Annotated in this window: 11 protein-coding genes; all 11 read right to left on the bottom strand. The window is 38.4% G+C overall.

Going from position 1 to position 13,233, the window contains the following annotated elements; all coding sequences use genetic code 11:
- Window positions 1-96: 96 nt before the first annotated feature.
- Window positions 97-1,839 carry a peptide ABC transporter substrate-binding protein gene (locus FXF36_RS04590; protein WP_151622693.1) on the bottom strand — a complete coding sequence of 581 codons (1,743 nt, stop codon included), beginning with the start codon at window positions 1,837-1,839 and terminating at the stop codon, window positions 97-99.
- Window positions 1,840-1,899: 60 nt separating this feature from the next.
- Window positions 1,900-2,880 carry an ABC transporter ATP-binding protein gene (locus FXF36_RS04585; protein ID WP_151622692.1) on the bottom strand — a complete coding sequence of 327 codons (981 nt, stop codon included), beginning with the start codon at window positions 2,878-2,880 and terminating at the stop codon, window positions 1,900-1,902.
- Between the two features lie 2 nt (window positions 2,881-2,882).
- Complete coding sequence (locus FXF36_RS04580) at window positions 2,883-3,881, bottom strand: ABC transporter ATP-binding protein (protein WP_151622691.1); 999 nt, start codon at window positions 3,879-3,881, stop codon at window positions 2,883-2,885.
- 14 nt (window positions 3,882-3,895) lie between these two features.
- Window positions 3,896-4,963: an ABC transporter permease gene (locus FXF36_RS04575; RefSeq protein WP_151622690.1), complete on the bottom strand. Its 1,068-nt coding sequence runs from the start codon at window positions 4,961-4,963 to the stop codon at window positions 3,896-3,898.
- 29 nt (window positions 4,964-4,992) lie between these two features.
- Entirely contained in the window at window positions 4,993-5,904 is a 912-nt protein-coding gene (locus tag FXF36_RS04570) for an ABC transporter permease (RefSeq protein WP_151622689.1), read from the bottom strand.
- 47 nt (window positions 5,905-5,951) lie between these two features.
- A complete protein-coding gene (locus FXF36_RS04565) occupies window positions 5,952-6,503 on the bottom strand; it encodes a Fe-S-containing hydro-lyase (RefSeq protein WP_151622688.1) in 552 nt (183 codons plus the stop codon).
- Window positions 6,503-7,345 carry a fumarate hydratase gene (locus tag FXF36_RS04560; RefSeq protein WP_151622687.1) on the bottom strand — a complete coding sequence of 281 codons (843 nt, stop codon included), beginning with the start codon at window positions 7,343-7,345 and terminating at the stop codon, window positions 6,503-6,505. Before FXF36_RS04560 ends, FXF36_RS04565 begins: the two co-directional genes overlap by 1 nt.
- Before the next feature lie 115 nt (window positions 7,346-7,460).
- Window positions 7,461-9,995 (bottom strand): DNA gyrase subunit A, encoded by a 2,535-nt coding sequence (gyrA, locus tag FXF36_RS04555; RefSeq protein ID WP_151622686.1) that lies wholly within the window; start codon window positions 9,993-9,995, stop codon window positions 7,461-7,463.
- A 9-nt stretch (window positions 9,996-10,004) separates the two neighbouring features.
- Window positions 10,005-11,933: a DNA topoisomerase (ATP-hydrolyzing) subunit B gene (gene gyrB, locus FXF36_RS04550; RefSeq protein WP_151622685.1), complete on the bottom strand. Its 1,929-nt coding sequence runs from the start codon at window positions 11,931-11,933 to the stop codon at window positions 10,005-10,007.
- Window positions 11,917-13,026, bottom strand: coding sequence for a DNA replication/repair protein RecF (gene recF / locus FXF36_RS04545; protein ID WP_151622684.1), 1,110 nt, complete (start codon window positions 13,024-13,026; stop codon window positions 11,917-11,919). The genes gyrB and recF overlap by 17 nt, the downstream gene beginning before the upstream one ends.
- Entirely contained in the window at window positions 13,016-13,231 is a 216-nt protein-coding gene (locus tag FXF36_RS04540) for an RNA-binding S4 domain-containing protein (protein ID WP_151622683.1), read from the bottom strand. Before FXF36_RS04540 ends, recF begins: the two co-directional genes overlap by 11 nt.
- Window positions 13,232-13,233 lie beyond the last annotated feature (2 nt).

Raw genomic sequence — 13,233 nt, 5'->3', positions numbered from 1 at the left:
CAGGAGTATTCACACATTGTCAACAAAAAAATCCCTTTTTTCTTAGAAAAAAATTAAGGAGGTGTTCTTTACAGAACACCTCCCAATAATCAGTAATTATTCTGCAGTCTTTTCAGCATACATAAAGTACTTATTTTGGTTAAGTGAAGTGTAAATTCCCTTTACATTTTCCTTCTGAAGATAAATATCGTTGTAGAAGTAAATAGGTACTACAGCATTTGTCTCCATAAGCATATCCTCAGCCTCACGCATAAGGTCTACACGAGCTGCGAAATCTGTTGTATTGTAGATTTCCTGAATCTTCTCGTCATAAGCCTTCCATGATGGAGCAGAAGAGTTGCTTGAATCCTTTCCAAGCTGCATATCGTTGTTACCACCATTTGATAACCACATTTCAAGCATATTGATAGGATCGTTGAAGTCTGCAATCCATCCCTCACGAGCGATATCAAACTTACCTGCTTTTCTATCCTCAAGGAATACGTTCCAGTCTTCTGTCTCGATGTTAACCTTGATACCTACAAGGCCCCAATCCTGCTGGATGCACTGTGCAATTGCTTCGTGACCTGTACCTGAGTTTGTCATGTATGTTACTTCAAGAGCTGGGCTGATAGAGTAGCCACCGTTACCATCTGACTCAAATGAGTATCCACACTCCTCAAGAAGGCTCTTAGCTTCCTCAACATTACCTGCACCTGTAGTTGTAGCATCATAGTATCCAAAATCAGAAGCCTCGAATACTCCACCGTTACCATCAGCCATTCCATCTGGAATGAATGTATCAGCTGGTACCTGACCTGTCTGACCTACTGTATCAACGATGTACTGTCTGTCGATAAGAAGAGAAAGTGCCTTTCTCATCTTAGAAGCCTGGTCAGCTGTAAGACCCTTGAATAAATCAGAGTTTACATTGAAACCAACATAGTATGTTCCAAGTGTATCGATTACGTGGAACTCAGGGCTGTTAAGAAGAGACTGAATCTCATCGTTTGGTACTGAGTCTGCAAAATCGATATCACCTGAGTTGTAAGCAGCATAAATAGCTGTATCATCTGCTGAAAGCATGAACTCAAGCTTCTCAAGCTTAACATCGTCAGCTCTGTAGAAGTTAGGGTTCTTTTCATATACCATTGACTCGTTGTGCTTCCACTCTGTAAGTGTAAATGCACCATTTGAAACGAAACCTGGCTCCTGTGCCCATGCACCTGGAGTTGTTCCATCTGGGTTAGCTGCTTCTACATCTGCCTGATATACTGGCATGAATGTAGGGAATGCAAGAAGATCAAAGAAGTATGCACAAGGAGCATTAAGCTCTACTGTAAGTGTGTAATCATCTGTAGCTTCAATCTTAAGTGTACCATCAGCATTTGTAGCGATTGGTGCAAACATGTATGCATAGTCAGCTGCTGTTTCTTCAGCTACTGCACGGTTCCAGCTGTATACAAAATCGTTAGCTGTAAGAGCTTCTCCGTTTGACCACTTTGTTTCCTTAAGCTTGATTGTGTAGGTAAGACCATCCTCTGACATCTCTGGCTCACCATCAGCGATAGCTGGCTGAAGGTTGTTGTTCTCATCGTATGTGTAAAGACCTACGAATGAGTTAACTGCGAGACATGCACCATCAACTGATGAGTTGAGTGCTGGATCAAGGTAGTCTGGCTCTGATGCAAGACAGAGTCTAAGTGTTGTTGTGTCTGTGTTCACTGTTGTAGCTTCTGCGGTAGCTGTATCTGCTGCACTACTATCTGTTGATGTAGTTGCTGCATTTTTGTTACCACATGCTGCAAGGCTTGCAGCCATAGAAGCAACAAGAAGAACTGCGATAAGTTTCTTTTTCATGCTTTCTTTCTCCTTTATTCTTTTAATTTATCTCAAGCCATCTGGCTTAAAATCAATGTATTACTTGTTCCAACATGCTACAAAATGGTCGCTTCCTCTATCTGTAAGAGGTGGCATTTCCTTAGCACACTGTTCTGTAGCATATCTGCATCTTGTTCTAAATGGACATCCACTTGGCATCTTAAGAGGACTAGGAACATCTCCCTCAAGAATAATTCTCTGACTCTTTCTAGCTGTTTCTGGATCTGGGATAGGTACAGCTGAAAGAAGTGAGAGTGTATAAGGATGAATAGGATTATTATTTAAGTCATCCGCATCTGCAATTTCCATAATGTGACCTAAATACATAACTGCAATTCGGTCTGAAATATGATGTACAACAAGCAAATCGTGTGCAATGAAGAGATATGCAACTCCGAGCTTTTCCTGCAGCTCTTCAAACATATTTACAACCTGCGCCTGAATTGAAACATCAAGTGCAGATACAGGTTCATCACAAACTATGAACTTTGGATTTACAGCAAGGGCTCTTGCAATACCAATTCTCTGTCTCTGTCCACCTGAGAATTCGTGAGCATATCGCATAGCGTGCTCTGCATTAAGTCCTACAGTTTCCATTAATGAAAGAATTTTGTCTCGACGCTCTCCCTTAGAAGAGTAAAGCTTATGAACATCAAGAGGCTCACCGATAATATCCTCAACTGTCATTCTTGGATCAAGCGATGAATATGGATCCTGGAATACCATCTGCATTTGCTTACGGTATGGATGCATATTTACATCAATCTTTTTCTCACTGTCAAAAAGTACGTCACCATCAAATACAATACGTCCAGCTGTTGGCTGATAGAGACGAAGAAGTGTACGACCTACTGTTGTCTTACCACAGCCTGACTCACCTACAAGTCCAAGTGTCTCTCCTGGTTTGATTGCAAACGAAATGTCATCTACAGCCTTAAGTGGTACTGTATGAAATCCCTCTTTGATTGGGAAATATTGTTTTAAATGTTCAACCTCAAGGAGGTATTTTTCTTCACTCATTCCTATGCCTCCTTACTCTCGTATAATTCTTTTATATTCATCCAACAGCTTGCTAAATGACTATCACTGATTCTAAGCTCATCTGGCACCTGATTTAAACAAATCTTCATAGCCTCATCACATCTTGGGCAGAAAGCACAACCCTCTGGCATGTTAAGAAGATTAATAGGTGTACCACCGATAGGTACAAGCTTTTCGTTCATATTATCTTTACGAGGTATTGAACGAAGAAGTCCCTTTGTGTATTCGTGAGCTGGATTATAAAAAATATCATCAGCTGTACCACGCTCACAAACACGTCCACCATACATTACAATAATTTCATCACACATCGATGCAATTACACCAAGATCATGAGTAACCATGATAATTGCCATTCCAAGCTTTTCTTGTAGTTCCTGCATAAGCTCAAGAATCTGTGCCTGAATTGTAACGTCGAGAGCAGTTGTAGGCTCATCAGCTATAAGAATATCGGGCTCACAGGCAAGTGCCATGGCAATCATGTCACGCTGTCTCATTCCTCCTGAATGCTCATGTGGATACTGCTTAATACGCTTTTCTGGGTCATTTACACCAACAAGCTTCAATAACTCAATTGCTCGTTCCTTTGCCTCGGCACGAGACTTATTTGTGTGAAGCATAATTGCTTCCTCGAGCTGATAACCAACTGTGAAAACAGGATTCAAGCTTGTCATAGGGTCCTGGAAGATAATAGAGCACTTACTTCCTCTAAACTTCTGCATTTCCCTCTCTGAATATTTTGTAATATCTTCGCCCTTATAAAGAACCTCACCACTTGTGATACGTCCTGTCTGAGCGAGAATTTGCATGATTGAGTATGCTGTAACTGATTTTCCTGAGCCTGACTCGCCAACAATTCCAAGTGTCTTACCTGGCTCAAGGCTAAAGCTAACACCATTTACAGCTCTGACCTCACCAGCATCTGTAAAAAAGCTTGTATGGAGGTCATTGACTTCTAGTACATATTTTGAATCTGCCATAATTACCTCCTAAATTAATCAAGCTTTGTATCGAATGCATCTCTGAGACCATCACCAAGGAGGTTAAGTGCAAGTACGATTAAGCAAATAATAACTGCTGGAATAACAAGTCTTGCTGGGTAAGACTGCATACCGGCTCTGGCATCATTGGCAAGTGAACCAAGTGATGAAAGTGGAACTGAAACACCAAGTCCTAAGAATGACAAGTAGCTCTCTGTAAAGATTGCACTTGGAATCTGAAGTGCAGTGGTGATAATAATTACCGACAAACAGTTAGGTAAAATATGTCTCTTTAAAATCTTTGCATTCGATGTTCCAATACATCTTGCAGCAAGGACATATTCGTTATTTTTAATTGTGAGAATCTGTCCTCTGATAAGACGGGCCATACTTACCCAATAAAGTAATCCAAATACGATAAACATTGAAATCATATTCGAACCGAGGGCAGAAAAAACTGTTCCTGCAAGCTTTCCTGTAAGATTCTCTCTTAATACTACTGATAGAAGAATAATAATAAGCATATCTGGAAGAGAATAGATGATATCAACAATTCTCATCATAATCAGGTCAACTTTTCCACCAAAATAACCGGCTATTGAACCATAAATAATACCAATGATTACAACCATGATTGCTGCTACAACACCTACAGCAAGTGAAACTCTTGTACCATAAATAACTCTGATAAAGTAATCTCTACCAAGACCGTCAGTACCAAAAATATGAGGGAATAAATCCTCACCTGTTTCATTCATGTACTGAAGTTCCTTTTGTGAATACTCGAAAAATCCAAGGTTTGCACTACCTTTATCTCTAACGCCATTAACTGCAATAATCTGGTCGTAAGTGTATGGAACAAAATGTGGAGTTATAATAATAATTAAAATAATAAGTGTAAGTACAATGATACTCGCCATAGCAAGTGGATTTTTCCTCAGGCGTCTCATACCGTCTTTAAAGAATGTAGTAGATTCACCCATTACGTCCTGCTGACGTTTTTCCTCATCTGTCGCTTTTTCAAAGTTTGCTGCGTTGAATTTCGATAAATCGACCTGTGCTGACAGGAGGCTTTTTTTCATTTCTTTATTTTCCAACTTAATACTTCCTCCTAATCAAGCTTAATTCTTGGATCGATGAATTTGTATACAATGTCAGTAATCAAGTTTGCAATTACCATAAGGATTGCAAGGAAAATTGTTACTGCCATAATTGTTGTGTAATCTCTGTTTGTGATAGAGGTTACAAATGTTGAACCAAGTCCACCAATTGTAAAAATATTTTCTACTACCATTGAACCAGTTAAAATGTATGCAACCATCGGTCCTACATATGTAATAACTGGAATAAGTGCATTTCTAAGTGCATGAAGGAAAATCACCTTCATCTTAGAAACACCCTTTGCTCTGGCAGTTCGAACATAATCCTGATTAAGAGCATCAAGCATACTTGTCTTGGTCAGACGTGTAATATATGCCATTGGATATACTGAAAGGGCAATTACAGGTAATGTGTAATTTGGATCAGAGGATGAAAATACTGGAAACCAACCAAGTTTTACGCAAAATACCAAAAGAAGAAGAGTTGCAAGTACAAATGATGGCATTGCTGTTCCAAGGGTGGTAAAGAATATTATCAATCTATCCGGTAATCTATTTCTAGTAAGAGCCGCTGTTGCACCAAGAATAATACCTATGATAATAGCAACGATAGCAGCCATTCCTCCAAGTCTTGCGGATACTGAGAACTTACTCATCATATCCTCCCAAATAGGGCGACCTGAGTGAAGAGAAATTCCCCAATCTCCATGCAGAAGATTATTCATGTAAAGTACATATTGCTGTCCAACTGGTTTATCCAGATTATATCTAGCCTCAAGAGTGGCTATAACAGCTGGTGATGTGGCCTTTTCTTTGTTGAATGGGCCACCTGGGATAGCGTTCATTGCAAAGAAAGTAATCATTGTGATAATCCATATAGACACTATCGCCAGTAAAATTCGTTTTGCGATATACTTAGCCAAAACATTAAACTCCTTTTCTAATATTTCTTTCTTTAAAAAACCTATTTTTATAGGCTATTAAATTCTTTTATTGCTGTCTCATAGAGGTTATTTCCCTGCGAGTCTACCACGACAATTACTGGAAAATCCTCTACGTAGAGCTTTCTTATTGCCTCTGCACCAAGGTCGTCATAACAGATAACCTCTGAAGATTTGATACATTTTGAAAGCAATGCCCCAGCACCACCAACAGCTGCAAAATAAACTCCATTGTTTCGTTTAATTGCTTCAATAACTTCTGGTGTACGCTTACCTTTTCCAATCATTGCCTTAAGGCCCAAATCTAATAAACGCGGTGCATATTTATCCATTCGGCTGGCAGTTGTAGGTCCAGCTGAACCTATTGGGCGTCCATCTCTGGCTGGTGAAGGACCCATGTAATAAATTGTGCAATTTTCAATAGGTATTGGAAGTTCTTCTCCCTTATTTAGAGCTTCGTTCATTCTTTTATGAGCTGCATCCCTTGCCACATAAATTTCACCGCTTATATAACAATAATCTCCTGAATGAAGCTTTGAAGTAATTTCTGATGTGATTGGTGTTTGTATTTTCTGCTCCATTATAGTTTCCTCGTAATATGTCTATTTACGTGACAGCAAATATTAACTGCAACTGGAAGTCCAGCAATGTGAGTAGCATAAGTATTAATATTTACTGCAAGAGCAGTAGTAGTGCCACCTAGTCCCCCTGGCCCAATGCCAAGCTTATTTATCTTTTCAAGCATTTCATCCTCTAATTCCTTAACCCAAGGAATATTTTGACGCTCTGAAAATTCTCTTGTAAGAGCTTTTTTTGCCATAAGAGCTGATTTTTCAAAGGTTCCACCAATTCCTACTCCCACAACCATTGGTGGGCATGCATTTGGACCTGCTTCTTTTACAGCTGTAAGAATTGCTTCTTTTACTCCTTCGATGCCATCAGCTGGCTTTAACATAAAGATTCGACTCATGTTTTCTGAACCAAATCCTTTTGGTGCCAATGTAATTTTAAGACTATCACCAGCAACCAAATCATAGTGAATAATAGCTGGTGTGTTGTCTTTTGTGTTGATTCTTTCTATCGGATCCCCAACAACAGATTTTCTAAGATATCCTTCTGTATAGCCTTGTCGAACACCTTCGTTTATAGCATCTGTTAAAAGTCCACCTTCAATGTGAAGGTCTTGGCCAACTTCTATAAAAAATACTGCCATTCCTGTATCCTGGCATATTGGAATCTGTTCCTTATCAGCTATTTCAAGATTTTCTTGAAGCTGGTTTAAAATTTTCTTTCCAAGTTCTGATTTTTCTGTATCAACAGCTTTATTAAGTGCTAAATTCATATCTTCTGAAAGATAATGATTAGCTCTTATACACATCTCTTTTACGTTTTCTACAACTGTTGCTGTACTTATTATCTTCATTACTATATCCCATTAATACTTTAATTTAACGCTACTTTAAACTATTAAAGTAACAGCTTTTAATAAAAGGGACTGCTATTTACTAAATAACAGCCCCATTGCTATTAAAAGTGATTTATGATTCGGTTGTTGAACCTTCATTTAATTCTTCAACCTCTTCTGAAAGTATTGTATCACTTTTTCGTACTTTTGCAATACTAATAAGTTTAGTATTTTCTTTAAGATCGATTAACTTAACTCCAGAGGTAATTCTGCTAAGAAGAGCAGTACCTGCAACTTCAATTCTGATAATTGTTCCAGCTGTATTGATAAGCATTACCTCATCATCTCTTTCAACAGCCTTAGCGCCGATAAGATTTCCAGTTTTCTCTGTAATCTTGTAGCACTTAACACCCTTACCACCACGGTGGATTGTGTTAAACTCAGTCATAAGAGTGCACTTTCCAAGTCCATTTTCAGAAACAGTCATAAGGCTTTCACCCTGAGAAATAAGCTGCATTCCAATAATGACATCATCAGCTGAAAGGTTCATTCCAATAACACCCATGGTAGCACGACCAGTTGGACGAACCTCTGTCTCGCTGAATCGAATTGCCTGACCGTATTTTGTAACCATGATTACATCTTCATCACCATCAGTAAGCTTAACCTCGATAAGAGTATCATCATCACGAAGACTGATTGCTGTAAGGCCATTCTTACGAATGTTGTCATATTCAGTAATCTTTGTCTTCTTAACGAAGCCATCTGCTGTAGCCATGAAGAGATATTTATCCTCATGATAATCCTCAATTGGAATCATGGCAGTAATTTTTTCATCTGGCTGAAGCTGAAGAATATTAACAATTGCAATTCCTCGGCTTGTTCGGCTTGATTCTGGAATCTCGTATGCTTTAATTCTGTATACTCGTCCCTTATTTGTGAAGAAGAGCAGGTAGTCATGAGATGACATCATGAGCATTTCGGTAACGTAATCTTCATCAATTGTCTCCATACCCTTAATTCCCTTGCCACCTCTGTGCTGAGCCTTGAAGTTATCTTCATTCATACGCTTGATATAACCAAGCTTTGTGAATGTAACAACTGTATTGGTTACAGGAATCATATCCTCCATGCTGATATCAAACTCATCAAATCCAATTTCAGTGCGTCTGTCATCGCCATACTTATCTGCAATTTCTGTAATTTCTGTCTTGATTACACCAAGAAGAATCTTTTCGTCACCCAAGATTGCTTTTAACTTTCCAATAAGAATCTGTAAATCATCATATTCCTGCTGAATCTTGTCACGCTCCAAACCTGTGAGAGCACGAAGACGCATATCTACAATTGCCTGAGCCTGTGCCTCTGAAAGACCAAAGCGCTCCATCAATGTAGCCTTCGCAGTGTTTACATCTGCTGAACTACGTATAATTTGAATTACTTCATCGATATTATCAAGTGCAATAAGCAAGCCCTCTAAGATGTGAGCACGCTCCTCAGCCTTGTTAAGCTCATACTTTGTACGACGTGTAACAACATCCTTTTGATGATCTAGGTAATGCTTAAGCATTTGCTTAAGATTGAGAATCTTTGGTTGATTATTCACAAGTGCAAGCATGATAACACCGAAAGTATCCTGCAATTGTGTGTGCTTGTATAGCTGATTTAAAATGATGTTTGGATTTACGTCACGACGAAGTTCAATACAAACACGGATTCCTTCACGTGATGACTCATCACGAAGGTCTGTAATTCCATCAATCTTTTTATCTTTAACAAGCTTAGCAATATTTTCGATAAGTCTTGCTTTATTAACCATGTATGGAAGCTCGGTAACAACGATTCTGTTCTTACCATTGTCCATTGGCTCAATTTCAGAAACCGCACGAACTCGGATTTTTGCACGACCAGTGCGATATGCCTCTTCAATTCCTGCTTTTCCAAGAATAACTCCACCTGTTGGAAAGTCAGGTCCCTTTACAATATCAAGAAGCTCATCTATTTCTGTATCTCTATCTTCTTCAACCTGATTATCGATGATTTTATTAACTGCACCAATTACCTCACGAAGATTGTGTGGTGGAATATTAGTAGCCATTCCTACTGCGATACCAGTAGTACCATTTACAAGAAGGTTTGGATAACGAGCTGGAAGAACAGTAGGCTCTTTCTCAGTCTCATCAAAGTTTGGCATAAAATCAACGCCATCCATATCGATATCCTTACCAGTGGTGAACTTGTCATCCTTGTAATTGATACCAAACATTGTCATTGAAATCTTTGAAAGACGTGCCTCAGTATATCGCATGGCAGCTGCGCCATCGCCGTCTTCAGAACCAAAGTTTCCATGACCATCAACAAGAGGGTATCGAGTGTTCCATTCCTGAGCCATATTAACAAGAGCTCCGTAAATAGAACTATCACCATGAGGGTGATACTTACCCATGGTATCACCGACAATACGAGCACATTTTCTGTGTGGCTTGTCGGGACCATTGTTAAGCTCAATCATAGAGAAGAGCACTCTACGCTGAACTGGCTTTAAACCATCTCTTACATCTGGAAGAGCACGTGAAGCAATAACGCTCATGGCATAATCGATGTAGGAGGTTTCCATTGTTTCTTTTAGATCAACATCATGAATGTTATCAAAAATTTTATCGTCCATTATATTCCTCTAGATATCTAAATTCTGTACATACTTTGCATTAGCCTCAATGAACTCACGTCTTGGTTCAACCTTATCACCCATAAGAGTTGAGAAAGTTACGTTGATTTCTGAAGCGTCCTCATCATCAATAACTACACGTTTAAGGATTCTCTTTTCAGGATCCATTGTTGTCTCCCAAAGCTGCTCGGCATCCATCTCACCAAGTCCCTTGTAACGCTGAATCTTGTTATTGTTGTCACGACCAACCTCAAGAAGAATATTGTTTAATTCTTCATCTGAGTATGCATACCATACCTTTTTATTCTTTTCAAGCTTGTAAAGTGGAGGAGTAGCAAGATATACATATCCCTGCTTTATAAGCTCTGGCATAAATCTGTAAAGGAATGTAAGCATAAGTGTGGCGATATGAGCACCATCAACGTCGGCATCTGTCATAATAATGATTTTATGATAACGAAGCTTTGAAATATCAAAATCCTCGTGAATACCCGTACCGAAAGCTGTAATCATGGCTTTAATCTCGGCATTGCTATAAATTCTGTCCTCGCGAGCTTTTTCTACATTAAGGATTTTTCCACGAAGTGGAAGAATTGCCTGAGTAGCACGGCTACGAGCTTTTTTTGCAGAACCTCCAGCGGAATCTCCCTCTACGATAAAGATTTCGCAATTCTTAGGGTCTTTGTCTGAGCAATCTGCAAGCTTTCCTGGAAGAGACATTCCTTCTAAAGCTGTTTTTCTACGAGTAAGATCACGAGCTTTTCTAGCTGCTTCTCTTGCTCGCTGCGCAAGCAGCGATTTTTCGCAAATATTTTTTGCAATTGTAGGATTCTGCTCAAGGAACCAAGTAAGCTGTTCTGAAACGATTGCATCAACGGCACCTCTTGCTTCTGAATTTCCAAGCTTTTGCTTTGTCTGACCTTCAAACTGAGGCTCTTCAATCTTGATTGAGATGATAGCTGTAAGACCTTCACGAATATCATCACCATCAAGCTGTGGATCACTATCCTTTAAAATCTTATTATCTCTAGCGTATTTATTAAATACCTTTGTAAGAGCACCTCTAAAGCCAGTAAGATGAGTACCACCTTCAGGTGTAACAATATTATTTACATAGCTGTAGGCTTGATCCTGATAACCATCGTTGTGCTGCATGGCAACTTCAACATAGATATTATCTCTGGTTCCTTCACAGTAAATAACCTCATCGTAAAGTGCTTCATTACCACGGTTAATATACTGAACAAATTCTTTGATACCACCTTCGTAATGGAAGCTTTCCTCCTTTGGTTCTTCGCCTCTTGTATCGGTAAGAGTTATGCGAAGTCCTTTTGTAAGGAATGCTGTCTCACGAAGACGTATCTTTAAAGTTTTATAATCAAAAATAGTAGTTTCAAAAATTGTATTATCTGGAAGGAATGTAACCTTTGTACCAGTCTCTTCAATTGGGCAAGTTCCAATCTCTTTAAGAGCATACATTGTCTTTCCACGCTCATAACGCTGCTTGAAAATTTTACCCTCACGCTTTATTTCTACTTCAACCCAGTTAGAAAGAGCATTAACAACGGAAGCTCCAACGCCATGAAGACCACCAGATACTTTGTATCCACCACCGCCAAACTTTCCACCAGCGTGAAGTACGGTAAATACAACCTCAACTGCTGGAATCCCAGCTTTACTATTGATACCTGTAGGTATACCACGACCATCATCAACAACTGTAACTGAATTATCTGGATTAATTGTTACCTGAATATGCTTACAAAACCCAGCAAGTGCCTCATCAACTGCATTATCAACTATCTCATATACTAAATGATGAAGACCTCTCTCTGAAGTAGAGCCAATATACATACCAGGACGCTTACGTACTGCTTCTAGTCCCTCTAAAATCTGTATTTGATCTGCACCATATTCCTGATTAACTTCGTTGCTCATCTAGTTCCTCCGTAATTAATTCTATAGAACCGTTTGTTACTTTATAAACTGTGTTTAGTCTAAATCTATTTCTAACAAACTCATCAATACCTGTACAGGTAATGATAGTTTGTGTATCAAGTAGGTTATCTAATAAATCACTTTGACGATTTTTATCCAGTTCTGATAAAACATCGTCCAAAAGTAATATTGGCTTGTCATTAATTGTATTTTCAACAAGCCTAATTTCTGAAAGCTTAAGAGACAGGGCACAAGTTCGCTGCTGTCCCTGACTTCCAAACTTTCTTATATCAATTCCATCAACGGTAATTTTAATATCATCTCTATGAGGTCCTACCGATGTCTGACAGAATCGCATATCCTTTTCTTTATTTTTCACTAGCTCATCAAGAAAAAAGATGTCCTCTATATTAGGATCATAGCTAACATCAATATTTTCTTTTCCAGAGGTGATTTTACTGTGAATATCTTTCACAATAATGTTGATATCATCAATAAATTGTTGCCGCCTTGTGATTATCTTTTTACCATAGTTAATAAGCTGTTCATCCCAAATTGTAAGAGTTTCTTTTAACTCTGGCTTATAAATCATTTCTTTTAACAAAGCATTTCGCTGATTTAAAGCCTTGTTATAGTTGGTCAAATCTGAAAGATATATTTTATCAATCTGACAAAGCTCAGCATCCATAAATTTTCTTCTCTCAGCAGGACCATTCTTAATAATGTTTAGGTCCTCAGGTGAAAAGAAAATTATATTTATAAGACCAAATAATTCTGCAGCCTTTTTAATCGGAACTCTATTTATAGCAATTCCTTTAGATTTATTTTTCTTAAGATGAATATCTATTTGATAGTCTCTATTATTTTTTGAAATGATAGTCTTTATATGACTTTCATTTTTATCAAATTTTATTATTTCCTTGTCACGACTTCCTTTATGGGATTTTGTTGTCCCACTAATGTAGGCAGCCTCCAAAATATTTGTCTTTCCCTGTGCATTGTTACCAAAAAGAATTGTAGTATGCTCATCGAAATTTATACTCAATGAATCATAATTTCTAAAATTCTCAAGCTCAATGGATTTAATTATCATTAGTAACTGTTACGCTTTCTCCATTAAATTCCACAACATCACCAGGATAAACTTTTTTTCCGCGGTGAGTTTCAACTTCACCATTATATTTTACAAGCCCGTCCTCAATAACTTCTTTAGCCATTGCACCTGATTCTACAAGATTTGCAAGCTTAAGAAGCTGACCAAGCTTTATAAATTCATCTCTAATCTGAATATTTTCCATTT

Source organism: Pseudobutyrivibrio xylanivorans, from assembly GCF_008935055.1.
GTDB lineage: Bacteria > Bacillota > Clostridia > Lachnospirales > Lachnospiraceae > Pseudobutyrivibrio > Pseudobutyrivibrio xylanivorans_A.
The sequence above is the reverse complement of the archived record's forward strand: the minus strand, read 5'-3'. Positions and strand labels throughout refer to the sequence as shown.

Coding starts and splice junctions, on each gene's coding strand:
- FXF36_RS04590 (WP_151622693.1), bottom strand. CDS start 1,839: ATGAAAAAGAAACTTATCGCAGTTCTTCTTGTTGCTTCTATGGCTGCA.
- FXF36_RS04585 (WP_151622692.1), bottom strand. CDS start 2,880: ATGAGTGAAGAAAAATACCTCCTTGAGGTTGAACATTTAAAACAATAT.
- FXF36_RS04580 (WP_151622691.1), bottom strand. CDS start 3,881: ATGGCAGATTCAAAATATGTACTAGAAGTCAATGACCTCCATACAAGC.
- FXF36_RS04575 (WP_151622690.1), bottom strand. CDS start 4,963: ATGAAAAAAAGCCTCCTGTCAGCACAGGTCGATTTATCGAAATTCAAC.
- FXF36_RS04565 (WP_151622688.1), bottom strand. CDS start 6,503: ATGGAGCAGAAAATACAAACACCAATCACATCAGAAATTACTTCAAAG.
- FXF36_RS04560 (WP_151622687.1), bottom strand. CDS start 7,345: ATGAAGATAATAAGTACAGCAACAGTTGTAGAAAACGTAAAAGAGATG.
- gyrA (WP_151622686.1), bottom strand. CDS start 9,995: ATGGACGATAAAATTTTTGATAACATTCATGATGTTGATCTAAAAGAA.
- gyrB (WP_151622685.1), bottom strand. CDS start 11,933: ATGAGCAACGAAGTTAATCAGGAATATGGTGCAGATCAAATACAGATT.
- recF (WP_151622684.1), bottom strand. CDS start 13,026: ATGATAATTAAATCCATTGAGCTTGAGAATTTTAGAAATTATGATTCA.
- FXF36_RS04540 (WP_151622683.1), bottom strand. CDS start 13,231: ATGGAAAATATTCAGATTAGAGATGAATTTATAAAGCTTGGTCAGCTT.